Here is a 22,237-nt window from a genome sequence, read left to right on the forward strand (position 1 = left end):
GTTGACGGCGACAGCGCGAGCCAAGCAACAATGGCCAGGCCATGGATGCGTCTCGCCGGAACACAGCAGATCGCTGACCAGCGGCCTCAAACTGGATCGACTTTTGGAGTAAACGACTTTGAAACCCCTCGACAACCCGTTCGGCACGAGGTTGTCACCCATGTCTTAGGTACGACCTGTTACCTATGTCTCCGGTCTGGACATCGCGGAATTTGGTAGCGGGAGAGGGACTCGAACCCCCGACCCCAGGATTATGATTCCCGTGCTCTAACCAGCTGAGCTACCCCGCCACAGGGTCGCGAGGGCCTGACAAGGCCGATCTCGCGAACGCGCGGCATATAAGGAAGGGGGCGGCGGGCTGTCAATCCGCCTTCGCTTCCGCTTAGCGAAAGCTTCGGCGGACATGGCCGCGGGTGGAGACGAATTGGCTTGTTTTGAGCTTAATTTCCGGCCGCACCGTCATGGCCGGGCTTGTCCCGGCCATCCACGGACGTCTTCGCTGCCGCCGAGAACGTGGATGCCCGGGACGAGCCCGGGGGCATGACGACGAGATTGGGGATGCGGAACAGGCTCCGCCTACGCCAAGGCTTCGGCGCGACAAGCTATTTCGGCCTTACTGTCGGATCCCCGCCGGGGCTGCCGGGGGGCGGGATCACGGGCATGGCGCCGTTCGTGCTAGGCGCCGGGGCGTGCATCTCGGGATCGACGCCGGAGGGCGGGCAGAGCACGCCGTCCGATTTGGCCAGCTTGTCGCCGAGCGGTTCCCGTGACTGGCCGGTGGTGGTGCCGTCGGCTGAGCGGTTCGGGCGGTCCTGCGGCGTACAATTCGTCGCATGCTGTGGGGATGGCGGCGCGGTTTGTTGCGGCGGCGTCGCCGGGGCGGGCGGGGCCTGCGCGATCGCGCTGCCGGAGGCGGCGATCAGGAGGCTGGCCAGAATGATGTTCGATGTGGTGCGCATGGGAGGGAAACGCGCGGGGCGCGCGCCCTGTTCCCACCCCCGAACATTACGATTTGAGGTAGCGGATCAACGAAAAGTGCCCCATCGGCGGCATCGGGCGGCGCTCCGCCAGCGTAACGCCGCCGTGCTTTGCGGCCCAGACGACCAGGCGGGCCCACGGAAACTCCGGGCGCCAGCCGAGACGGCGAGCCAAGGGCGCAAACGCGAGTTCGGAGAGTTTGCGCAAACCCTTTTCGGCGCCGATGTGATTGACCAGGATCAGCTCGCCGCCGGGCTTCAAGACGCGCACGAACTCGTCGAGCGTGCCCTCCGGATCCGGCACGGCGGTGATGACGTATTGCGCGACCACCGCGTCGAAGAAGTTTCCAGGGAAGGCGAGATTCTTCGCGTCCATCACCGAGAGCACCTCGACATTGCTCAGGCGCAGCGCACGCACGCGCGATTGCGCCTTGCGAAGCATCGGCTCGGAGATGTCGACCCCGCAGATTTTTGTGGTGCGCGCATAATCCGACAGCGAAAGCCCGGTGCCGACGCCGACGTCGAGGATACGGCCGCCGATGCGGTCGGCCTCGGCGATGGTCGACTGCCGGCCGGCGTCGAACACCTTGCCGAACACGAGATCGTAGACCGGCGCCCAGCGGCCATAGGCCTTCTCGACCCCGGCCCGCGAGATGTCTGCTGCCATGCCCTGCCCTATATATTTTTTTAGCCGCGGACCGCTTCTGCGAGCGGCCTCGTCGTGCTGCTTGCGGCCTTCGCGGCGGCGCTTTGAATGAAGCCGCCGCCGAGCACGCGGGCCTGGCCGCCAGGTGCGTCGTAGAACACGCAGGCCTGGCCCGGCGAAACGCCCTCTTCGCCGGCGACGAGCTCGACCTCGTAATGGCCGTTTGCGCCGCGCAGCCACGCCGGCTGGGGCGCGCGGGTCGAGCGCACGCGCACGAACATTTCGAGTCCATTGCCGATGGCGCAGTCGATGTCGCCATCGCCAATCCAGTTGACGTCGCGCAAGCTGATGCGATGCATCTTCAGCGCCTCGCGCGGGCCGACGACGACGCGGCGGTTGGCGGCCTCCAGCCGCACCACGAACAGCGGTGCGGCGGCTGCGATGCCGAGGCCGCGGCGCTGGCCGATGGTGAAATTGGCGATGCCGTTGTGACGGCCGAGCACGCGGCCGTCGAGATCGACGATGTCGCCGGGGTCCATCGCGTTCGGCCGCAGGCGGGTGATGATATCCGTGTAGCGGCCGGTGGGCACGAAGCAGATGTCCTGGCTGTCGTGCTTGTCGGCGACGGCTAGACCGAAGCGCCGCGCCAACTCGCGCGTCTCGGGCTTAGTCATGTCGCCGAGCGGAAAGCGCAGATAATCGAGCTGCTCCTGCGTGGTCGCGAACAGGAAGTAGCTCTGGTCGCGATCGGCGTCGGCGGCACACACCAGCGCGCGCGAGCCGTCGGCGCGGCGGCGCGAGGCGACGTAATGGCCGGTGGCGAGCGCGGTGGCGCCCAACTCGCGCGCGGTCTTCAAAAGGTCGCGAAACTTGACCGAGCGGTTGCACTCGATGCACGGCACCGGCGTCTCGCCGAGCGCGTAGCTGTCGGCGAAATTATCGATGACGGATTCGCGAAAGCGGTCCTCATAATCGAGCACGTAATGGGGAATGCCGAGCTTGGCCGCGACGTCGCGGGCGTCGTGGATGTCCTGGCCGGCGCAGCAGGCGCCCTTGCGATGGGTCGCCGCACCATGGTCGTAGAGCTGCAGCGTGATGCCGACGACGTCGTAGCCTTCCGCCTTCAAAAGCGCAGCCGTCGTCGATGAATCGACGCCGCCCGACATGGCAACGACGACCCTGGTATCCTCAGGACGGCCTTCGAGATCCAGACTGTTGAGCATGGGCCTTAAAGCGTTGTGGACGGCGGCGTTGGGCGATCCGCTGGGTGCTTCCAGCGGGACATCGGCGATCCCCCGGGAACTGAGAGTTCCCGAAAGGCACGGCCTGCCCGGTCGAAAGCGGTTGAGAGCTGTCTCTTTAATATAGGCGGCCTTCCGGTGAAGCAATCACGGACCCCGCAAGGTTTACGGCAATTCTTGCCGGGGAGGCAGAAATGGTGGGCCTTCGAGAGGCCCTGAGGCGGGGACGCCAAATCATCAAACCATTGATTTCATTAAATAACGTTACTCAGCGCGAGGATGGCCCGCTCCTTGCTCCCTCTCATGGCGAAGATGTTTCCAAGGGGTTGCCTGTGGTCGGTCGTACGTCAGATGTCGTGGCAAGCGTGCAAGTCCCGAGCGCGCAGCAAAAGCCTGCCCGGTCGCAAGCGCCGAAAGAGAACTCCGCCAACGACTCGTTCGGCTCGCTGGTGGACAGCAACACCCAGGCGATCAGCGACAGCGCGGCGTCCTCCGCGCAGGACTCCCCGCGCCGGACCGATTCATCCTCCTCCGCCTCGGACAGGAGCCCGCGCGATCGCTCGGCGACCGACAAGCCCTCGCAGAGCAAGGCCAGCGACGACACTGACAATTCCGCGTCCGCCAAAAACGACATCAAGAACGACGCCAAGAGCGACGCCAAGAACGATACGACGGCTGATGCGGCCAAGGCTGATAGCAAGACCAAGGACAAGCCGGAGGCGTCCGACGCCAAATCGGCCGACAAGTCTGCGGACAAGTCCGACGAGACCAAGGGGGACAAGGCCGACGGCAGCCTTGCCGCCGTTGACGCCGTCGCAGCCGCGCAGATTGACGCGACGCAGGCCGCCGCTGTGCCCGATCCAAACGCACTCGTCGTGGCCGTGCCGGCCGATCCGAACGCGGCTACGAACCAGGCCGCCGGCTCCGCCTCCTCGCCGCTGACGATTGCCGCCGCCGGCATCGCCGCCAGCGCGTCCATCGCGGCGCAGATCGCCGGCCCCAAGACCGATACCGCGACGCCGGGCGACAAGAGCGCCAAGACCGCAAGTGCCAAGGTCGATGCCGACACTTCGGCGACGCTGGCCGATGCCGCGACCGGGACGACCGATTCGACCGCGACCGATGCCAAGACCAATGGCGGCCTGATCGCCGCGGTCGACCAGGGCACGCCAAAAACCTCGTTCAAGGCCGCAGCGATCGCGCAGGGCGCGAGCGACGTCTCCAATATCGGCCAGGACACCGGCAAGGCGAACGCCGCGCAGACCTCGGCGACAGCAGCGTCCGCCACCACGGCGCATCCGCAACCGGACAAGCCGTCCATCGATGCGAACGCGGCCGACGCCAAGGCTGGGACTTCCGACCGCACCGCCGATGTGGCACCGGCGACGACGACCAATCATGCCCATGCCGGCACGCAGGTCGCTGTCCCCACCACCGACACCAGCGCGCAGGCGGCCTCGGCCGTGCAGGCGTCGCTGACCAATACGACTTCGGCCGCGACCGCTTCGACCGCGACGCTCACGGCGACCGCGGCCACCAATACGGCCATTCCGATCAGCGGCGTGCCGATCGAAATTGCCGCCGCTGCGCGCGCGGGCAAGACCCGGTTCGACATCAGCCTCGATCCGCTCGACCTCGGCCGCATCGACGTCCGCATCAATGTCGACCGCAACGGCCAGGTCACCTCGCATCTCACCGTCGAGAAGCCGGAGACGCTGCAGATGCTGCGGCAGGACGCGCCGCAATTGCAGCGCGCGCTCGACGATGCCGGCCTTAAAACCGGCAGCAACGGACTGTCCTTCAGCCTGCGCGACCAGAACTCGTCGGGGCAGAACTCCGGCCAGAACAACGACAATGGCGGCAATGCCCGCCGGCTGATCGTCAGCGACGACGACGCAGTTCCCGCAGCCCCGGTCGGGCGCAGCTACGGCCGCATGCTCGGATCGAGCAGCGGCGTCGATATCAGAGTGTGAGGAGTATTCGATCATGACTACCACGAATGCCGCCACCGCCCCGTCCGTCGTCTCCGGCACGACCGACCTGCCGAAATCCTCGTCTAACCCAAGCCTGGGCTCGAGCACCGGCGCGACGCTGGCCGGCAACTTCCAGACCTTCCTGACGCTGCTGACGACGCAGCTGCAGAATCAGAATCCGCTCGATCCGCTGGACACCAACCAGTTCACACAGCAGCTGGTGCAGTTCGCCGGCGTCGAGCAGCAGCTCAAGACCAACGACTCGCTGTCCCAGCTCGTCACCCTGCAACAGACCACGCAGGCGACCCAGGCGCTCGGCTTCGTCGGCAAGACCGCCCTGGTCGACGGCACGACCGCAAGTATGACCAACTCGTCGGCAACCTGGCATCTCAACGTGCCCAGCGACGCCACCGTCGACATCACCGTCGCCAATGCCAGCGGCCAGACCGTGTTCACCGGCAAATACACCGCCGGCGCGGGCACCGACGTTCCGTTCACCTGGAACGGAATGGGCAATGACGGCACGCAATGGCCCGACGGCAAGTACACGATCTCGGCCACGGGCAAGGACGTCGCCAACAACAATGTCGGCATCGCCGCGCAGGTGCAGGGCACGGTGTCATCCGTGGACCTGACCCAGTCGCCGCCGCTGCTGACCATCGATGGCGCCAGCTACACGATGAGCCAGGTCAAGAGCATCATCGCGACGGCCAGCAATTAAAGGCGGAATGCCGCTGTGTCGTCCTGGCGAAAGCCAGGACCCATCGCCACCGAAAGTCGTTTTGGCGCGAGGAAGTAACTCCGAGTCTTCGCCAAACTTCGCGCTGGGGTAATGGGTCCTGGCGTTCGCCAGGACGACGTTGAGGGCCGTGCGACACCCCCGCAGGCCTCTTTCGTTAGTAAAGTATTTACGAACACCCCCTCGGCCCGCCCGGACGCACCGTCCCGCCGGTCGAGACGGCTGCGTTCCAGCCATTTTCAACGAGAATTGTATTGAAGCCTTAGGCTTAGCGGATTTTTAAGTCGGCGGGCGTAGGGTTCCTGAGTGAGTTCAGTGGTTGAGAGTTTGTGAGTACGCCATGACAGAACCCCATCGCCCGAGGGTAAAATACGTCATCGGGCCGGACGGTAGTCCGTTGACGATTGCGGATCTGCCTGCACCCGGCACCAAACGCTGGGTCATCCGCCGCAAGGCCGAGGTCGTCGCCGCAGTCCGTGGCGGTCTTCTCTCCCTTGAGGAGGCCTGCAGCCGTTATACCCTGACGGTTGACGAATTCCTCTCCTGGCAGTTTTCGATCGACCAGCATGGTCTGGCGGGACTTCGCACCACTCGTATCCAACAATATCGCCAGTAGGCAATCCGGAAATCTGCGGCTTTTGACGAAAATCGGCCTCGCCTTGCGAGGCCGATTTTTTTCATGTTTCGTTTTGGCGCTACTTTTGTCGCAGCTCTTAACCTTCGTTAACCATATCGAAACCATCACCTAGGCAATAATTGCCCAGTCGGCCTTTCCTGTGAAAGCAGCCGAATCTGTCGGGGCGGTTGCTTGCAAGGTCTTGCGGACTTTCTGAAGGGTATCGGAGCCGCCCGGTTCGGGGCGATGATCGCGGTCACCGCCGCGCTCGTCGGCTTCTTTGCGTTCGTCATCATGCGCGTCACCACGCCGCAGATGACGACGCTGTTCACCGACCTCAGCGTCGAGGACTCCTCGGGCATCATCAAGGACCTGGAGCGCCAGGGCATCCAGTTCGAGCTGCGCAACGAGGGCACCATCATCATGGTGCCCAAGGACAAGGTCACCCGGCTGCGGATGAAGCTCGCCGAGGGCGGCCTGCCCAAGGGCGGCGGCGTCGGCTACGAGGTGTTCGACAAGTCGGATGCGCTCGGCACCACTTCTTTCGTCCAGAACATCAACCATCTCCGCGCGCTGGAAGGCGAGCTAGCCCGCACCATCCGGGCCATCGACCGCATCCAGGCCGCCCGCGTCCATTTGGTGCTGCCCGAGCGCCCGCTGTTCTCGCGCGAGGCGCCGGAGCCATCGGCCTCGATCGTGGTGCGGGTCCGCGGCGCGCTGGAAGCCCAGCAGATCCGCGCCATCCGCCACCTCGTCGCCTCTGCCGTGAACGGGCTGAAGCCGCAGCGGGTCTCGATCGTCGACGAGACCGGGCAGCTGCTCGCCGACGGCGCCCAGACCGATCCGGAGCAGGCGATGGGCGACGAGCGCCGCACCGCCTTCGAGAAGCGGATGCGTAAGCAGGTCGAGGACATCGTCTCCTCCGTGGTGGGGACCGGGCGCGCCCGGGTCCAGCTCTCCGCCGATTTCGACTTCAACAAGATCACCCAGACCTCGGACAAGTACGACCCCGAAGGCCGCGTGCTGCGCTCGAGCCAGACCCGCGAAGAGCAGAGCATGACCGCCGACAACAACGGCCAGGTCACCGTCAACAACGAGTTGCCGGGCAACCAGCAGAACGGCGGCGTTGCGGCCAAGGACCAGAGCAAGAAGAGCGAAGAGACCAACAATTACGAGATCTCCCGCACCACCAAGACCGAGGTGACCGAAGCCGGCCGGGTCAACCGCATCTCGGTCGCGGTGCTGGTCGACGGCATCTACTCCAAGAACGAGAAGGGCGATCTGGCCTACCAGGACCGTACCAAGGAGCAGCTCGACCGCATCGCCACGCTGGTGCGATCGGCGATCGGCTTCGACCAGAAGCGCGGCGACCAGGTCGAGGTCGTCAATCTGCGCTTTGCCGACGCCCCCTCCACCACTCCGATCGCGGAGCCGAGCGGCTTGCTCGGCATGCTCCAGTTCACCAAGGACGACGTCATGTACTTCGTCGAGCTCGGCGTGATGATGCTGCTCGGTTTGGTCGTGCTGTTCCTGGTCATCCGGCCGCTGGTCAAGCGCATCCTGGCATCGGACGAAGTCGCAGCCGCCATCTCCGGCGTCCTCACCGGTCCGGCGAGCGACGAGGCCGCGCCCGCCAGCCAGCCGCTCCTGCCGAGCGGCGCTGCGAGCGCGATCGACGTCGCCACCGTCCAGGGCCAGGTCCATGCCCAATCCGTCCATCGCGTCGGCGAACTCGCCGAGCGCAATCCCAACGAGACGGTCGCCATCATCCGCCAATGGCTGACCGAACCCGCGAAATAATCGAGAAGTGATCTGACATGGCCGCCGCCCTGCAAAACGCCAATTCCAACGACATCACCAGCGTGATCTCCACGCTCGGTCAGCGTGCCGGCAGCCGCGGAGGCGCGAAGGTCGACGCGGTGGCGGGACCGAAGCGCGCCGCGATCCTGATGCTGGCGCTTGGCGAGCAATATGGCGGCAAGATCTGGGGCTTGCTCGACGACGACGAGGTGCGCCAGCTCTCGCTGGAAATGTCGACGCTCGGCACCGTCGAGGTCGACACCGTGGAGGACATGCTGCTCGAATTCGTCTCGCGGATGTCGGCCTCCGGCGCCCTGATGGGCAATTTCGACGCCACCGAGCGGCTGCTCCAGCAATATTTGGCGCCCGAGCGCGTCAACGGCATCATGGACGAAATCCGCGGCCCCGCCGGCCGCAACATGTGGGAGAAGCTCTCCAACGTGCAGGAAGAGGTGCTCGCCAACTATCTCAAGAACGAATATCCGCAGACCATTGCGGTCGTGCTGTCGAAGCTGAAGCCGGAACACGCCGCCCGCGTGCTCGGCATCTTCCCCGAGGATCTGGCGCTCGACGTCGTCAACCGCATGCTGAAGATGGAGGCGGTGCAGAAGGAGGTGATCGAGAGCGTGGAGAAGACGCTGCGGACCGAATTCATGTCCAATCTGTCCCAGACCCGCCGACGCGACGCCCACGAGGTGATGGCGGAAATCTTCAACAATTTCGATCGCCAGACCGAAACCCGCTTCATCACCTCGCTGGAAGAGGACAACCGCGAATCGGCCGAGCGCATCAAGGCGCTGATGTTCACCTTCGACGACCTTGTGAAGCTGGATTCCGGCTCCGCCCAGACCCTGATGCGCAACGTCGACAAGGACAAGCTCGGCGTCGCGCTCAAGAGCGCCAACGAGGACGTCCGCAACTTCTTCTTCGGCAACATGTCCTCGCGTGCGGCCAAAATGCTCCAGGACGACATGGCGGCGATGGGCCCGGTCCGCCTGCGCGACGTCGACGAGGCCCAAGCGCTGCTGGTCAACCTGGCCAAGGATCTCGCCGCCAAGGGCGAGATCATGCTGACCAAGAACCGCGCCGACGACGAGCTGGTGTATTGATGGCCGCTCCGGCAAAATTCCTGTTCGACAACGACTTCGCCGCGCCCGACCGGACGCGCGAGAAGGCCGCAACCGCGGCCGAGATCGCCCAGAAGGTCGCGGAAGCCGAGGCGCGCGCCTATCAGGACGGCTTCGCCGCCGGCCAGCGCGAGGCCAAGGCCGAGAGCGACCGCCGCGTCGCGCTCGCCATGGAAGAGATCAACATCGCCATCCGGGGCATCGCTTCGGGCATCGGCAACATCGAATCCAAGATGGAGACGGAAGCGGTCGACGTCGCGGTCGCGGTGGCGCGCAAGCTGTGCGCCGATCTGGTCGCCGGCGAGCCGCTCGGCGAGATCGTCGCGCTGGTCAAGGACTGCTTCTCGCATCTGGTCGCGACGCCGCATCTCGTCGTTCGCATCAACGACGCGCTCTACGATGCCGCGCGCGAGAACATCGAGCGGCTGGCCAGGCAGAACGGCTTCGAAGGCCGGCTGGTGATTCTGGCCGAGCCCGAGATTGCCACCGGCGACTGCCGGATCGAATGGGCCGATGGCGGCGTCGTGCTGGAGCGCGCCGCCATCGCGGCCAAGATCGACGAAATGGTGGGGCGCTACGTTGCGTCCCGCAGGGGGAGTTAAACCATGAGCGACACTGACGGACAGGTCCCGCTGCCCGATCTCAACGGCCCGATGCCGCCTACCGGCACCGACGTCGGCTACAACGAGGACGAATATGCGACGCGCGCCGCCGCCGACCTCGAGGCCGTGTTCGACGTGCCGGTGCAGGTCTCGGCCGTGCTCGGCCGCTCCAAGATGGACGTCAGCGAGCTGTTGAAGCTCGGACCCGGGACCGTGCTCGAGCTCGACCGGCGCGTCGGCGAAGCCATCGACATCTACGTCAACAACAAGCTGGTCGCCCGCGGCGAAGTCGTCCTGGTGGAGGACAAGCTCGGCGTGACCATGACTGAAATCATCAAGACTGAACGCGCCTAAAGCGACGACGCGCGGCAGCGCGACCAGACGGACAGGAGACTGACATGCGGCTTCTCATCGTTGGCACATTGAAGGGCCAGCTCACCACCGCCACCAAGATCGCGATGGCGAACGGCGCCACCGTGACCCACGCCGAGGATAACGAACAGGCGATGCGCGTGCTGCGCAGCGGCAAGGGCGCCGACCTGCTGCTGGTCGACGTCGCCCTCGACATCCGCGACCTCGTGATGCGGCTCGAGGCCGAACACATCCACGCGCCGATCGTCGCCTGCGGCATCACCAACGACGCCCGCGCCGCGGTCGCCGCGATCCATGCCGGCGCCAAGGAATACATCCCGCTGCCGCCGGACCCGGAGCTGATCGCAGCGGTGCTGGCTGCCGTCGCCAACGATTCCCGCGAGCTGGTCTATCGCGACGAGGCGATGGCCAAGGTGATCAAGCTCGCCCAGCAGATCGCAGGCTCGGACGCTTCGGTGATGATCACCGGCGAATCCGGGACAGGCAAGGAAGTGCTGGCTCGATACGTCCACACCCGCTCGGCCCGTGCCAAGCGCCCGTTCATCTCGATCAACTGCGCCGCGATCCCCGAGCATCTGCTGGAGTCCGAGCTATTCGGCCACGAGAAGGGCGCCTTTACCGGCGCGATCGCCCGTCGTATCGGCAAGTTCGAGGAGGCAACCGGCGGCACGCTGCTGCTCGACGAAATCTCGGAGATGGACGTCCGCCTGCAATCGAAACTGCTCCGCGCCATCCAGGAGCGCGTGATCGACCGTGTCGGCGGCACCAAGCCCGTCCCGGTGGACATCCGCATCATCGCGACCTCGAACCGCAACCTGGTCGAGGCCGTGCGCGAAGGCACGTTCCGCGAGGACCTCTTGTTCCGGCTCAACGTCGTGAATTTGAAGATCCCGCCGCTGCGCGAGCGTCCCCTCGACATTCTCGAGCTCGCCCAGCACTTCGTGAAGAAATACGCCGAAGCCAACGGCGTGCCGATGCGCCCGATCTCGGCGGAAGCGCGGCGCGTGCTCTCCACCAACCGCTGGCAGGGCAACGTCCGCGAACTCGAAAACACCATGCACCGTTCGGTCCTGATGGCGCAGGGCGACGAGATCGGTGCCGATGCGATCCTCACGCCCGACGGCGACCGCCTCGACCTCGCCAAGACCGCACCGGCCGTGGCGCATGCCACCATGGCCGCCGAGCAGGTGACGCGGGCACTGGTCGGCCGCACCGTCGCTGACGTCGAGCGCGACCTGATCCTGGAGACGCTGAAGCACTGCCTCGGCAACCGGACCCATGCCGCCAACATCCTGGGCATCTCGATCCGCACCTTGCGCAACAAGCTCAACGAATATTCCGACGGCGGCATTCCGATCACGCCAGCCGGCACCCCGGGTGAATATCCGCGCATGCCGATGGTGGGAGCGTAGGCGCTCCTGCCGAACATTGAGACTGCGAATGCCCGGGGCTGGTCCTCGGGCATTTTTGTTGGTGAAGTGCAGACAGCCTCCAGACTCTCAATGTCGTCCTGGCGAAAGCCAGGACCCAATGCCCCAAGGGGGAGTTTGGCGAAGATTCGTCGTTCGGTACTCCTACCACCCTCCGTCGACAGATTCCGCAGTATGGGTCCTGGCTTTCGCCAGGACGACGTTGGGGAGGCAGCGTGCATCAAACCCGCAGACTGCGACATGGCCGCACCGCATTCTCCGACTAGGTCAAGCCCCCGCAAAGCCCTATAAGCGCCACCGAGAACCACGCGAGGGTGAACATGTCTCAAGCTCAAATCACGGATTGGCTGGCGTCGCAGCGGCAGGCGATGATCGACCTGCTGCGCGATGTCGTGAACATCGATTCCGGATCCTATGACAAGGAAGGCGTCGATGCGGTCGGGGCGCGGTTCGAGCAGCATTTCGCCGAGCACGGCATTCCGTTCCGGCGCGAAAGCCACGCCACATTCGGCGATGCCATCCACGCCGAAGTCGCAAAGCCCGGCAGCAACGAGAAGCCGGTGCTGTTGATGGGGCATCGCGACACCGTGTTCGGCAAGGGCGAGGCCGGACGGCGTCCGTTCACGATCCAGGGTACGCGCGCCTATGGTCCTGGTGTTGCCGACATGAAGTCCGGCGTCGTCATGAACATGTTCGTGGCAACCGCCTTTCACAAATTCGGCGGCAACCCGCACCCGATCAAGCTGCTGATCACCTCGGACGAGGAAATCGGTTCACCCTCCTCACGGCCCGTGATCGAGCGCGAAGGGCGCACCGCGCGCGCCGTGTTCAATTCCGAGCCGGGCCGCCCGACCGGCAATATCGTCACGGGACGCAAGGGCGGCATCTTCATGCATGTCGCCATTACCGGCAAAGCCGCGCATTCCGGCGCCAATTTCGCCGCCGGCGTCAGCGCGATCGGCGAGCTCGCGCACAAGATCGTGCATATCCACGCGCTGACCGATCTCGACAAGGGCATCACGCTCAATGTCGGCCTCGTCTCGGGCGGGCAGTCCGTCAACACGACGGCGCCTTACGCGGAAGGGCAGATCGACCTGCGCTACGTCGATCCGGCGGACCGCGCGAGGGTGATGGCGGCGATCGAGACCATCATCGCGACACCTTACGTGCCCGGCACCAGCGCGACGCTCACAATCAAGGGCGAGTTCGTGCCGGTGGTGCAGAGCGCTGATTCAAAGGCGCTGTTCGAGAACTATCAGGCCGCCGCAAGGCAGGCCGGCCTCACGACGCTTCAGGGCGAGTTCTCCGGCGGCTGCGCCGATTCCGGCTTCACCGCCGCGGTCGGAACGCCGACCATCTGCGGCCTCGGCCCCGTCGGCGGGCTCGCGCACACGCCGGAGGAATATCTCGAGCTCGACAGCATCGTCCCGCGCGCGCAGGCGCTGGCGCTGGCGATCTTGCGGGGGTGAAAACAGGTGCCGTAGGGTGGGCAAAGCGAAGCGTGCCCACCGCTTCAGGTGCCGGGGAAAGATGGTGGGCACGGCGCAAGTGCGCCTTTGCCCACCCTACGAGACCTCCCGAACCTCACGAATAGCTCGGCGCATCCGGCCTGCGGAAGATCTGGATGGGGTCGCCCGGCACGATCGGATGACCGCTGAACATCGCATAGGCGTAGAGCGCGAGATAGGCGATCGCGAGCGCGCCGACCGCATAGAAGGCCCAGGTCGCGACGCGTTTCATCATTGCGCTCCATTGCTGTCCCGGCGGGAGGCTCAGGCAGCGCTTCTAGAGCGATGACGGGGAAAAGGCCAGCCTGCACGGCCCATCGCCGGCGGCGATCAAATGCCGCGGCGGACGTGGTTGGGAACGCTGACGTCCGCGAGCCTGACCGCGTCTTCGTCCTGATCCACCGCCACGTACTGACCGTGCCAATAGGCCAGCGCAGCATTGCGGGTCGAATTCTTGACGTCTCGCACTCGCCCGATGACGATGCCGTGCGAATGGCGCTCGATGAGCTCCTCGACCTCGCAATCGACGGCGGACAATGCGCCGACCAGCAGCGGAACACCGGAGACCGCGGTCACCCATCTGGCGCCCGCGAAACGATCGGCACCCTTGAGCCCGCCCTTGCCGGCAAAGCGCTCGGCGATTTCGAGCTGATCGGCCGCGAGGATGTTCACGCCGAAGGCACCGTAGCGCCGGATCAGCGGGAAGGACGAGGCGTCGCGATTGATGCTGACGATCAGCGTCGGCGGATCGACCGAGAACGAGCTGACCGAGGTGACCGTCATGCCGGTGATGTCCTTGCCCCGTCCGGCGGTGATGACGCTGACGCCGCCGGTGAGATGGCGCATGGCGCCGCGGAAATCGGCGGAGGAGACGACAGTTTGGGTCATGAGATCGCGGGGCACTACATTCATGGCATCGTTCCCGAGCCGGGGTCCCTGTCTATCTAGGTACGATCGTCCGCCGACAAAAGGTGGCTCAGGATCGAGCCTTCGAGACCCGCGAGCTCGGCCGAGCCGCGTTCGCGGGGCCGGGCCGTGTTAACCACGACGTCGTGGGCGATCCGCCCTTCCTCGATCACCAGCACCCGGTCGGCCAGCGCGACCGCCTCGGCGACATCGTGGGTCACCAGGATCGCGGTAAAGCCCTGGTCGCGCCAGACGCGCTCCAGCAACCGCTGCATCGAGATACGGGTCAGCGCATCCAGCGCGCCAAGCGGCTCGTCGAAGGCGAGCACACGGGGGCGCGAGACCAGCGCACGGGCAAGGGCTACACGCTGCTTCTGGCCGCCCGACAGTATCGATGGCCACTGGTCGCGCTTGTCGGTCAGCCCGACCTCAGTGAGCGCCTTCTCCGCGCGTGAATGCGCGTCGGAAGAGGCGCGATCGCGGCCGAGGCCGACCTCGACATTGGAGAGAACGCGGGCCCAGGGCAACAGCCGAGGCTCCTGGAACATCACGCGGATATCCTCGGGCTTCACGGCGTCGCCGAGCGAGATGCTGCCGGCGTCGAACTTCTCCAGGCCCGCGATAAGGCGCAGCAGCGTGCTCTTGCCGCAGCCGCTTTTGCCAACGATGGCGACGAACTGGCCGGCGGGGATGTGCAGGTCGATGCCGCGCAGCACCTCGTTGTCGCCGTAGGATTTGCGCAGGCCGCGGATGCTGAGCGGCAGGCCGGAGGTCTGCACCGGGCGCTCCTCGCGCACCACGCGGGCGTGAGGCGCGAAATTGGCGCGGGTTGCGAGTTCGGTGTCCGGAAGGGAGGTACGAAGGGCAGTCTGCATGTGATTCCCAGTATGTCTGCTCAGCGTTTCCAATAAGCGGGGTGCCAGGAGAGCGTCAGGCGCTCCAGCACGCGGGAGGCGCTGTCGGCGAGCTTGCCGAGCAGCGCGTAGATCAGGATCGAGAGCACAACGACGTCGATCAGCATGAACTCGCGCGCCTGCATCGCCATGTAACCGAGGCCCGAGGACGCCGCGATGGTCTCGGCGACGATCAGGGTCAGCCACATGATACCGAGCGCAAAACGGATGCCGACGAAGATCGAGGGCAGCGCGCCCGGGAAGATCACGCGGCGGAACAGCTCGCCGTCAGTCATGCCGTAGATGCGGCCCATCTCAATCAGCTGCGGATCGACGGTGCGGATGCCGTGCAGCGTGTTGAGGTAGATCGGGAAGAACACGCCGAGCGCCACCAGGAACAGCTTCGCGCTCTCATCGATGCCGAACCACAGGATGACCAGCGGGATCAGCGCCAGATGCGGCACGTTGCGCACCATCTGCAGCGTGGTGTCGGTGAGCTTGGCCGAGAGCTGTGACAGGCCGTTGGCGAGGCCGAAGGCAAAGCCGATGCTGCCGCCGATCAGGAAGCCGATCGAGGCGCGCCAGAACGAGACCCAGATGTTGCGCGCGAGCTCGCCGGAGAGCAGCAGCTTCCAGCCCGCAAGCAAGACGTCGCTCGGCGCCGGCAACACCCGCGTCGGCACGAAGCCGGTGACGCTGGCGACCTGCCAGATCGCGATGATGGCAAGCGGCACGATCCACTGGATCAGGCCGTCGACGCGCGGCAGGCGCAAGCTGCGCGGGGGTGAAACGCTGTCGATCAGGCTCATGATTGCGACACCTTCTGCTGCGGACGGAAGTCGCTGCCGACCGTTTCACCAAAAGGACCGCCGTTGAAGTGAAGCTTGGTCACGTTGCTGGGCTGCTCCAGCGAGAGCAGCGGGAACACCAGCTCGGCGAAACGATAAGCTTCCTCCAGATGCGGGTAGCCCGACATGATAAAGGTATCGATGCCGATGTCCTGATACTCCTTGATGCGGCCCGCGACCGTCTGGGCGTCGCCGACCAGCGCCGTGCCGGCGCCGCCACGCACGAGGCCGACACCGGCCCACAGGTTCGGGGCGATCTCGAGCTTGTCGCGCTTGCCGCCATGGAGCTGCGCCATGCGCTGCTGGCCAACGGAATCCATCCGCGCAAAGTTCTTCTGCGCGGCCGCGATGGTCTCGTCGCTGACATGCTTGATCAGCTCATTGGCCGCACGCCAGGCCGCGTCATTGGTCTCTCGAACAATCACGTGGAGCCGGATGCCGAAGGATAGTTTTCGACCGCGTGCGGCGGCCACCTCCCTCACCTTCGCGATCTTCTCCGCGACCAAGGCCGGCGGCTCGCCCCAGGTCAGATATTTGTCGACGGTGTCGACGGCGACGTCGATGCCGGCATCCGACGAGCCGCCGAAATAGAGCGGCGGACGCGGCGACTGCACCGGAGGAAACAGCAGCTTGCCGCCTTCGACATGGATGTGCTTGCCCTCGACATTGACGGTCTTGCCGGCGAGCAGTTCGCTGTAGACGCTGAGGAACTCGCGGGTGACCTCGTAGCGCTCGTCATGGCCGAGGAAGATGCCGTCGCCCTTGTTCTCGACGGGATCGCCGCCGGTGACGACGTTGACCAGGAGCCGGCCATTGGTGATGCGGTCGAGCGTCGCGGTCATGCGCGCGGCCACGCTCGGCGATTGCAGGCCCGGCCTGACCGCCACGAGATAGCGCAGCCGCTCGGTGAACGGCGCGACCGAGGAGGCGACGATCCAGGAATCTTCGCAAGATCGCCCAGTCGGCAGCAGCACGCCGAAATAGCCGAGCTGGTCGGCGGCCTGCGCGATCTGGCGCAGATAGTTGAAATTGACCTCGCGGCCGCCGGTGCCGGTGCCGAGATAACGGCCGTCGCCGTGGGTCGGCAGGAACCAGAGGATGTTGGCGTTGCTCATGGAGGTGCTCCGATGACTAGCCGTACGTCGTTCCGACCGCGGCAGCGACGATGCCGATCGATATGACGATGGCTGCGAATACGCGTTGAACGATACGCCTCATGTTCAAACCTTTTGAAATGGGGAAATTGGTGGGCACGATCACGCTGCCGGGTTGCGCCAGACGATGTCGCGGATCACGATCGGCTTCGGGATCAGGCCGAGCTTGTGGAAGCGGTCGGCGACGCCCTGCTGGGTCGTGACGATGTCGTCGGTGACCGGGCCGACCACGAAATTCGCGCGCTTGGCGGCGAGGGTCTGGATGTCCAACGGGACGCCGGTGATCGTGGCGAGCGATTTGGCGACCTCGTCGCGGTGCAGTTCGGCCCATTTGCCAGCCGCCGTCGTCACGTCGATGATCTGCTGCAGGATGGCGCCGTGATTCCTGGCGAAATCGCGGTTGGCGATGAAGAAGGAATTGGTCTTGGTGACGTCGCGCGCATTGATCAGGATGCGGCCGCCCTGCTTGGTCTCGCCGATCGCGAAGTACGGATCCCAGATCGCCCATGCCTCGATGCTGCCGTTGGCAAAGGCCGGCCCGGCATCCGGCGGCGTCAGATAGACCGGCGTGATGTCCGCGTAGGTGAGGCCCGCTTTCTCCAGCGTCTGCACCACGATGTTGTGCGCGCTGGATCCCTTGGTGAAGCCGACGCGCTTGCCCTTCAAGTCGGCGATGCCGCGGATCGACGAGTCCTTCGGCACCAGGATGCCCTGCCCGTTGGTGATGGGCTGGCCGGCGGCATAGACGATCGCCGCGCCCGCCGCCTGGGCGAACACCGGCGGGGAATCGCCGACCGCGCCAAAATCGATGCTGCCGACATTCATCGCCTCCATCATCGGAGGTCCCGACGAGAACTCGACCCATTTCACGTCGATGCCCAATGGCGCGAAATGTTTTTCCAGGGCGGCCTGCTGACGCGTGATAACCAGCACGCCGGTCTTCTGGTAGCCGATACGAATGCCCTTCACCGCGCCTTGTGCTTTGGCACTTGAAGCGAATGCGGCGGCTGCCGCAGTTCCAACGGATAGTTTGAGAAAGTCCCGACGTTGCATCCGACACTCCAGGCCGCGTGCGGCCGTCCTTCATTCGTGTTCGTGAATGATGGTGCGGCTGATCGGAGGTGTCGAGACGCGCGGAAAAATAGCGATGCAAGCACTGCGCAGTTGGCAGAGCGCATGATTATCTTTCAATCCACGGAGCGAACGCAGGGGATATTTTTCCGCACGCGAATGTGAAAAACGCACCTACCTGACCGAGAAACTAAAAAATCGCGAAAACAACCCCATGCACAGTAGCCGGCGCGTGCGAAAACAATGACTTACGTTTATCCGAACTTGACTTGACTCGTCGGGCAAAACAGGGGCAGGATGGCATCATGGCGGCGTTGCGGATGGACCGGTCCCTGCCGGCCTAATGCAGCCATCTCACGGGCAGATTCTGCAGCCCGCGAAACGCCCAGCCGCCGATCCGCACCGGCTCGTCGTCGGCGATCTCGAGCCGGACGGCACGGGCGAACAAGGTCGGTAGCGCGACGTCGGCAATCATGGCGCGCGAGGCCCAGGCTCCGGCGCAGAAATGCGGGCCCGCGCCGAATGCGACGCTCTTGGCCGTATCACGCCGCACGTCGAAATGGTCGGCGCGCTCAAAATGCTTCTCGTCGCGGTTGGCGGAGCCGAACATGAGGAATACGCGTTCATCGGTTTCGAACGCGACGTCACGGATCGTCCACGGCTTTGCGATGCGTCGCGGCGACATGCCGATCGGCGAGATCCAGCGGGCGTATTCCTCGAACGCCTGGAGCCACGACACCTCGCCCTTGCGCACGAGATCGAGCTGGTCGGGATGGGTCAGCAGCGCCCACACCGTGCCGGCGATCGCCTTGCGCGGCTCGTTTTGACCGCCGGAGATCGCGAGTTTGACGTTCGCGCGCACGCTCTCCATCGCCATGCCCGACGCGAGGAGCACGCCGAGGATGCTCTGGTCGGGATGCTTGCGCATCACCGGCAGGATGTCGTCGATCGCCGCATCGATACCCGACGTCGCCGCATGGCAACGCGCCTCGACGGCTGCGTCGCCGCTGTAGTTGGCGATGCCCTCGATCATGCCCTGTGACCAGGCGTCCATGTCGGCAAAGCCGATATTGGTGAGGCCGGTGATCGACTTCAGGCATTCGCCGGAGAACGGCAACGCGAAGTCGCGCATGAAATCGATACGTCCGGGCGCGATCGCGTCGATGATGCGATCGGCATGGGCCTGGAACAGCCCGCTCCAGTGCGCCTTCACCGTCTTCGGCGACACCGTCGGAAACATCGCGCGGCGCTCGACCTGGTGCGCCTCGCCGTCCTTGCGCATCATGTTGTGGCCCATCAGCCGGTTCATCAGGCCGGCAGGCTGGTGCGAGGAGAACACGTCGATCTGCTTCTCGGAGATCGAGATGTCGTCGCGGCTCGTCAGCAGCGTCGAGCCGAGCTGCGGCACGAAGGCGATTGGCGCCTCCTTGCGCATCTTTGCCAGCATCGGATACGGGTCGGCCCAGAACGCGGCCGGGTCGATGTCGATGCGCGGCGCGGTGCTCAAGCTTCGCTCCATTGCTGTTCGCCACCGAGGTTAGCGGCTTCAGGAGGCGCCGTCTGTCCCCAGCGATTGGGACAAGCAGCCTCAGGGCGTGTCTTCGCAAGTCGAATGGCCGACGACGGCGGCGTCGATGAGACATCCGCCTGCGACCGACCATGCGTCAGCCAATAGTCGTTCTGCCAACTCTCGTAACCAAGCAATTCGCCAAAGCGTCGTTCGCGATCATCGGACCAGGCTCCGGGTTCGTTTAGGAGTGCAAGGATGGTATCAACCTGCCACTCATGGCCGGGCAACGTGTAGAAGAGGCTCCGATATTCGAACTGCGGCGCGTCAGGACATGTTTCGATCAGCTCGCGTCTTATCAAGCGACCTTCAGTGACGTGCCTGTCGAACATGCGCCAATATCGAATGCAAATATCTGGCTCCTGGCCAATGATGTCCATGAAATACGCGAGCGGCTTGATACCCCTCAACATCAAGCCGAGCTCTCTGTTGGTGTGAACCAGATAAGGCAGTTGACGAAGCCGTTCGGGATGCATGTTGGGCATGTTGGTCGCGCAACGTTAATTTCTGCTGAGAGTCTCGTGCGGACGCGCCAGCCGGCACCGAGCTTTAGTCAGGATTTCCCGCCAGACCCGCCCCACTTCGTTTCGGACCCGAGTTCATCACTCCAAAGCACCCGCTATGCGTCGCGTGAACCGGCGGAATCCAACGCGTAGATCTCTCACCCTGAACATGAGGGTTATGAGCCATTCTGGCGTTCCCAGATGACGGAGTGTCTGCGCAATTCCCTGATCCATGCTCTGGCTCATATTCTGGTCGGTGTAATGCGTGCTCCCCTCACGGCTCCAATCAAGTCTCCAAGCGATCTCTTCTCGCAACGCGTCGACGCCCGACAGACGCCGAGCAAAATCCAACTCTCTTCTGGCGCAGATCCGCTCGATCCGGGGGCGGACGGCTTCATAGTAGTGGATGCCCCAGTTCTCGAGCCTTGCGTGGGTCGCCTCGTGTACGATGGCGGACGCGATCCATTCGACCGTCGTGCTTTCAGAATCGACGACACGCGCGTCGAGCAGGCAGGCGTTTATTGAATGCTGATAGCATCCGGCGCCGTGCGGAACCAATTGCACCCAGATTCGAAAAAGAATCTTCTTGATGCGCCGGTAGTGAAGTGGAGCAAACCTTTCGATCAGCCGCAGCGCGGCTTCGACGCGTTGCAGGGCTCGCTCGGGATCATCCGATAAAGATCCGATCCAGAGGCCGTCGACAACGCGGCTTTTCGACATCCACAGCCCGATTCTATCGATGAGCGAAGGTCCTGTCGCTGGGGAGCCGCGAGACATGGTGGTCGACATCTCTTCCGATCGAGCTAGCAGATCTCAAAGCTAATACAGGGGCTCCGCTTCGGCGGGTTTTACGATTTGGTTCCAACTTTATCGATCGCGGAGGCGATGTCCGCATCGGGTTTGGCACCGGGCCGGAGATCCGGCCCTATCCCGGCAGCAGCCGTGCAGGACGAAGCTTCGATGTTCGCTTATGGACCAGACCCGTCCCTCTTCCCGTATAGTAGAGGCTGCTGAAGCGGAGAGAACATGAACGTGGCGGAAATCATTCGACGTGCGATCGAAATCGGTGAACGGAACGGCAAGATTACCTTCGATGAATTGAATCAGCTGTGTGACAGCAGCACACTTGATCCCAAAGACGTTGAACGCGTTCTCAGCGCCCTGAGTGACGCGGGGGTTTGGGTTGAAGGAGACTGAAACCTGATTCTGGTTATATCGCTCTACAAGGGGTCATAGAGCGACAGTCCCGGAGGGCGGGCTGCGTGTCCGCCTTGCTCTCGGAAGCAGGAACTCGCGGGCCTGGAGTGCCCCTTAGTTCAGGCCGCGCGGGCCGGCGAGCAGGCGCAGCACGATCGCAAACAGCTCGCTCTGCGAGGAAATGCCGAGCCGCTCATAGGCGCGCTTGCGGTACGTCAGGGTCGAATGCAGGCTGATGCCGAGCGCCTGCGAGATCGCCTCGGAGCTGAAGCCGGAGAGGATGCGCCGGCAAACGTCCTGCTCGCGCGGGGTGAGGCTGGCGAGCGGCGCGCGCGTCGCGAAGAGCGCGGCGAGAGACTGCTCGGTCGTCGCCGCCGAGCTGTGCTGGAAATGGCGTGCCACGCTCGCACTGATGGCCGGCGCGATGGCCTGAAGCCGCGCACGCTGGGCGTCGCTGAAGCGGCCCTGGACCGCGATGCGATAGAAGTTGACGTAGAAGCAGGTGTCGTCGACCCAGATCGCGGTCGCGCATTTGTCGACGATGCCGGAATCCACAAAGAACATTTTGCGGTAGCGGGCGCCGTACATGCGCGGCGCGAAGGCGGGCAGCACGAGCGGCGCGCGGCCTTCGCCTTCGAACAGCGCATCGCGGTTGGGATCGGATTGGTGGAACTGGCCGGCATAGGCCGCGCCGAGATCGCCGCCGATCGGGATGTTGCCGGCATCGAGCAGGCAGTGTGCGGCGCCCGCGCGGCTCAGCGCGAACACCATGCAATGCCCGACGCCGGCCTGCCGGCGCAGTGTATCGATCAGGACATCAGGGAAATCCGGGCGACCGATGGCGAGCACCGCGGGCGTAATGTCGCCGGCCGATGGAGTTGAGGCCATGCCGTGGGGCCGCATTGGTATCCTCCGCCGAAGTTCTTTTGGCGGAAGATATCAGCAAGGGCGACGCGCCGGAAGCCTGCAGCTCATGTGCAGCTTCTGGGTCCCGGCTCTGCGCAGCAACGCTACGCGTTGCAGCGCGTCCGGGACAAGAGAGAGCGCGTCGATCAATGGTCTCCCGG

The 22,237-nt window shown here is 64.6% G+C and carries 23 protein-coding genes and 1 tRNA gene; 10 read left to right on the top strand and 14 right to left on the bottom strand.

The genetic code is table 11. The annotated features are described in order from the left end of the window. Window positions 1–213 precede the first annotated feature (213 nt). From AC0L3A_RS11110 to mnmA, 4 genes are all read right to left on the bottom strand, one after another. Window positions 214–290 (bottom strand) — tRNA-Met (locus tag AC0L3A_RS11110). A gap of 312 nt (window positions 291–602) precedes the next feature. Further along, window positions 603–959, bottom strand: a complete 357-nt coding sequence (locus tag AC0L3A_RS11115) for a hypothetical protein (RefSeq protein ID WP_007596151.1) — start codon at window positions 957–959, stop codon at window positions 603–605. A gap of 46 nt (window positions 960–1,005) precedes the next feature. Next, the gene (locus tag AC0L3A_RS11120) at window positions 1,006–1,644 is read right to left on the bottom strand and encodes a class I SAM-dependent methyltransferase (RefSeq protein ID WP_007596152.1); all 639 of its coding nucleotides are present in this window, start codon (window positions 1,642–1,644) and stop codon (window positions 1,006–1,008) included. A 20-nt stretch (window positions 1,645–1,664) separates the two neighbouring features. After that, window positions 1,665–2,846 (bottom strand): tRNA 2-thiouridine(34) synthase MnmA, encoded by a 1,182-nt coding sequence (gene mnmA, locus AC0L3A_RS11125; RefSeq protein ID WP_007596153.1) that lies wholly within the window; start codon window positions 2,844–2,846, stop codon window positions 1,665–1,667. A gap of 350 nt (window positions 2,847–3,196) precedes the next feature. Between mnmA and AC0L3A_RS11130 the strand changes: the two genes are divergently transcribed. The 9 genes from AC0L3A_RS11130 to AC0L3A_RS11170 all read left to right on the top strand — a co-directional run bounded on the left by AC0L3A_RS11130 (window position 3,197) and on the right by AC0L3A_RS11170 (window position 12,992). Next, on the top strand, window positions 3,197–4,837 hold the full coding sequence (locus AC0L3A_RS11130) for a flagellar hook-length control protein FliK (RefSeq protein WP_473254367.1): 1,641 nt from the start codon (window positions 3,197–3,199) through the stop codon (window positions 4,835–4,837). Between the two features lie 13 nt (window positions 4,838–4,850). Continuing rightward, window positions 4,851–5,558, top strand: coding sequence for a flagellar hook assembly protein FlgD (locus AC0L3A_RS11135; RefSeq protein WP_007596155.1), 708 nt, complete (start codon window positions 4,851–4,853; stop codon window positions 5,556–5,558). Window positions 5,559–5,916: 358 nt separating this feature from the next. Beyond that, window positions 5,917–6,192 carry a CtrA inhibitor SciP gene (gene sciP, locus AC0L3A_RS11140; RefSeq protein ID WP_002714638.1) on the top strand — a complete coding sequence of 92 codons (276 nt, stop codon included), beginning with the start codon at window positions 5,917–5,919 and terminating at the stop codon, window positions 6,190–6,192. 192 nt (window positions 6,193–6,384) lie between these two features. Beyond that, window positions 6,385–7,992, top strand: a complete 1,608-nt coding sequence (gene fliF, locus AC0L3A_RS11145) for a flagellar basal-body MS-ring/collar protein FliF (RefSeq protein ID WP_007596157.1) — start codon at window positions 6,385–6,387, stop codon at window positions 7,990–7,992. A 17-nt stretch (window positions 7,993–8,009) separates the two neighbouring features. Further along, complete coding sequence (gene fliG, locus AC0L3A_RS11150) at window positions 8,010–9,101, top strand: flagellar motor switch protein FliG (RefSeq protein ID WP_007596158.1); 1,092 nt, start codon at window positions 8,010–8,012, stop codon at window positions 9,099–9,101. After that, window positions 9,101–9,721 carry a FliH/SctL family protein gene (locus tag AC0L3A_RS11155; RefSeq protein WP_007596159.1) on the top strand — a complete coding sequence of 207 codons (621 nt, stop codon included), beginning with the start codon at window positions 9,101–9,103 and terminating at the stop codon, window positions 9,719–9,721. The genes fliG and AC0L3A_RS11155 overlap by 1 nt, the downstream gene beginning before the upstream one ends. 3 nt (window positions 9,722–9,724) lie before the next feature. Then, entirely contained in the window at window positions 9,725–10,075 is a 351-nt protein-coding gene (gene fliN / locus AC0L3A_RS11160; RefSeq protein ID WP_007596160.1) for a flagellar motor switch protein FliN, read from the top strand. 44 nt (window positions 10,076–10,119) lie between these two features. Continuing rightward, a complete protein-coding gene (flbD, locus tag AC0L3A_RS11165; RefSeq protein WP_007596161.1) occupies window positions 10,120–11,505 on the top strand; it encodes a sigma-54-dependent transcriptional regulator FlbD in 1,386 nt (461 codons plus the stop codon). A 338-nt stretch (window positions 11,506–11,843) separates the two neighbouring features. Then, window positions 11,844–12,992, top strand: coding sequence for a M20 family metallopeptidase (locus tag AC0L3A_RS11170; protein WP_007596163.1), 1,149 nt, complete (start codon window positions 11,844–11,846; stop codon window positions 12,990–12,992). 115 nt (window positions 12,993–13,107) lie between these two features. Here the strand turns inward: AC0L3A_RS11170 and AC0L3A_RS11175 are convergent, their stop codons facing one another. The 9 genes from AC0L3A_RS11175 to AC0L3A_RS11215 form a co-directional block, all read right to left on the bottom strand. Next, window positions 13,108–13,266 carry a hypothetical protein gene (locus AC0L3A_RS11175; protein WP_018453881.1) on the bottom strand — a complete coding sequence of 53 codons (159 nt, stop codon included), beginning with the start codon at window positions 13,264–13,266 and terminating at the stop codon, window positions 13,108–13,110. Window positions 13,267–13,361: 95 nt separating this feature from the next. Then, the gene (locus tag AC0L3A_RS11180) at window positions 13,362–13,943 is read right to left on the bottom strand and encodes a flavin reductase family protein (RefSeq protein WP_007596166.1); all 582 of its coding nucleotides are present in this window, start codon (window positions 13,941–13,943) and stop codon (window positions 13,362–13,364) included. Between the two features lie 32 nt (window positions 13,944–13,975). Next, on the bottom strand, window positions 13,976–14,812 hold the full coding sequence (locus tag AC0L3A_RS11185; RefSeq protein WP_007596167.1) for an ATP-binding cassette domain-containing protein: 837 nt from the start codon (window positions 14,810–14,812) through the stop codon (window positions 13,976–13,978). Window positions 14,813–14,832: 20 nt separating this feature from the next. Continuing rightward, window positions 14,833–15,639: an aliphatic sulfonate ABC transporter permease SsuC gene (gene ssuC, locus AC0L3A_RS11190; RefSeq protein ID WP_007596168.1), complete on the bottom strand. Its 807-nt coding sequence runs from the start codon at window positions 15,637–15,639 to the stop codon at window positions 14,833–14,835. Continuing rightward, entirely contained in the window at window positions 15,636–16,793 is a 1,158-nt protein-coding gene (gene ssuD / locus AC0L3A_RS11195) for an FMNH2-dependent alkanesulfonate monooxygenase (RefSeq protein ID WP_007596169.1), read from the bottom strand. Before ssuD ends, ssuC begins: the two co-directional genes overlap by 4 nt. 141 nt (window positions 16,794–16,934) lie before the next feature. Next, window positions 16,935–17,885, bottom strand: a complete 951-nt coding sequence (locus AC0L3A_RS11200; protein WP_007596170.1) for a sulfonate ABC transporter substrate-binding protein — start codon at window positions 17,883–17,885, stop codon at window positions 16,935–16,937. A 358-nt stretch (window positions 17,886–18,243) separates the two neighbouring features. Beyond that, on the bottom strand, window positions 18,244–19,410 hold the full coding sequence (locus AC0L3A_RS11205) for a cytochrome P450 (protein ID WP_219681657.1): 1,167 nt from the start codon (window positions 19,408–19,410) through the stop codon (window positions 18,244–18,246). Then, window positions 19,407–19,955: a hypothetical protein gene (locus tag AC0L3A_RS11210; RefSeq protein ID WP_473254368.1), complete on the bottom strand. Its 549-nt coding sequence runs from the start codon at window positions 19,953–19,955 to the stop codon at window positions 19,407–19,409. The genes AC0L3A_RS11205 and AC0L3A_RS11210 overlap by 4 nt, the downstream gene beginning before the upstream one ends. A 117-nt stretch (window positions 19,956–20,072) precedes the next feature. Beyond that, window positions 20,073–20,762: a hypothetical protein gene (locus AC0L3A_RS11215; protein WP_473254370.1), complete on the bottom strand. Its 690-nt coding sequence runs from the start codon at window positions 20,760–20,762 to the stop codon at window positions 20,073–20,075. A 237-nt stretch (window positions 20,763–20,999) separates the two neighbouring features. Here AC0L3A_RS11215 and AC0L3A_RS11220 point away from each other — a divergent pair, with 237 nt between their 5' ends. Beyond that, window positions 21,000–21,170 carry an RNA polymerase sigma factor region1.1 domain-containing protein gene (locus tag AC0L3A_RS11220; protein ID WP_473254371.1) on the top strand — a complete coding sequence of 57 codons (171 nt, stop codon included), beginning with the start codon at window positions 21,000–21,002 and terminating at the stop codon, window positions 21,168–21,170. 114 nt (window positions 21,171–21,284) lie between these two features. On the opposite strand, the gene AC0L3A_RS11225 is transcribed toward AC0L3A_RS11220, so the two are convergent. Beyond that, window positions 21,285–22,073: a helix-turn-helix transcriptional regulator gene (locus AC0L3A_RS11225; RefSeq protein ID WP_473254372.1), complete on the bottom strand. Its 789-nt coding sequence runs from the start codon at window positions 22,071–22,073 to the stop codon at window positions 21,285–21,287. Window positions 22,074–22,237: the final 164 nt, after the last annotated feature.

Source organism: Bradyrhizobium sp. MI1.3, from assembly GCF_055811695.1.

Bases quoted from the DNA above. Each gene is read 5' to 3' on its own strand.
- AC0L3A_RS11115 (WP_007596151.1), bottom strand. From the start codon at position 959: ATGCGCACCACATCGAACATCATTCTGGCCAGCCTCCTGATCGCCGCC.
- AC0L3A_RS11120 (WP_007596152.1), bottom strand. From the start codon at position 1,644: ATGGCAGCAGACATCTCGCGGGCCGGGGTCGAGAAGGCCTATGGCCGC.
- mnmA (WP_007596153.1), bottom strand. From the start codon at position 2,846: ATGCTCAACAGTCTGGATCTCGAAGGCCGTCCTGAGGATACCAGGGTC.
- AC0L3A_RS11135 (WP_007596155.1), top strand. From the start codon at position 4,851: ATGACTACCACGAATGCCGCCACCGCCCCGTCCGTCGTCTCCGGCACG.
- sciP (WP_002714638.1), top strand. From the start codon at position 5,917: ATGACAGAACCCCATCGCCCGAGGGTAAAATACGTCATCGGGCCGGAC.
- fliG (WP_007596158.1), top strand. From the start codon at position 8,010: ATGGCCGCCGCCCTGCAAAACGCCAATTCCAACGACATCACCAGCGTG.
- AC0L3A_RS11155 (WP_007596159.1), top strand. From the start codon at position 9,101: ATGGCCGCTCCGGCAAAATTCCTGTTCGACAACGACTTCGCCGCGCCC.
- fliN (WP_007596160.1), top strand. From the start codon at position 9,725: ATGAGCGACACTGACGGACAGGTCCCGCTGCCCGATCTCAACGGCCCG.
- flbD (WP_007596161.1), top strand. From the start codon at position 10,120: ATGCGGCTTCTCATCGTTGGCACATTGAAGGGCCAGCTCACCACCGCC.
- AC0L3A_RS11170 (WP_007596163.1), top strand. From the start codon at position 11,844: ATGTCTCAAGCTCAAATCACGGATTGGCTGGCGTCGCAGCGGCAGGCG.
- AC0L3A_RS11175 (WP_018453881.1), bottom strand. From the start codon at position 13,266: ATGATGAAACGCGTCGCGACCTGGGCCTTCTATGCGGTCGGCGCGCTC.
- AC0L3A_RS11180 (WP_007596166.1), bottom strand. From the start codon at position 13,943: ATGAATGTAGTGCCCCGCGATCTCATGACCCAAACTGTCGTCTCCTCC.
- AC0L3A_RS11185 (WP_007596167.1), bottom strand. From the start codon at position 14,812: ATGCAGACTGCCCTTCGTACCTCCCTTCCGGACACCGAACTCGCAACC.
- ssuC (WP_007596168.1), bottom strand. From the start codon at position 15,639: ATGAGCCTGATCGACAGCGTTTCACCCCCGCGCAGCTTGCGCCTGCCG.
- ssuD (WP_007596169.1), bottom strand. From the start codon at position 16,793: ATGAGCAACGCCAACATCCTCTGGTTCCTGCCGACCCACGGCGACGGC.
- AC0L3A_RS11200 (WP_007596170.1), bottom strand. From the start codon at position 17,885: ATGCAACGTCGGGACTTTCTCAAACTATCCGTTGGAACTGCGGCAGCC.
- AC0L3A_RS11210 (WP_473254368.1), bottom strand. From the start codon at position 19,955: ATGCCCAACATGCATCCCGAACGGCTTCGTCAACTGCCTTATCTGGTT.
- AC0L3A_RS11215 (WP_473254370.1), bottom strand. From the start codon at position 20,762: ATGTCGACCACCATGTCTCGCGGCTCCCCAGCGACAGGACCTTCGCTC.
- AC0L3A_RS11220 (WP_473254371.1), top strand. From the start codon at position 21,000: ATGAACGTGGCGGAAATCATTCGACGTGCGATCGAAATCGGTGAACGG.
- AC0L3A_RS11225 (WP_473254372.1), bottom strand. From the start codon at position 22,073: ATGCGGCCCCACGGCATGGCCTCAACTCCATCGGCCGGCGACATTACG.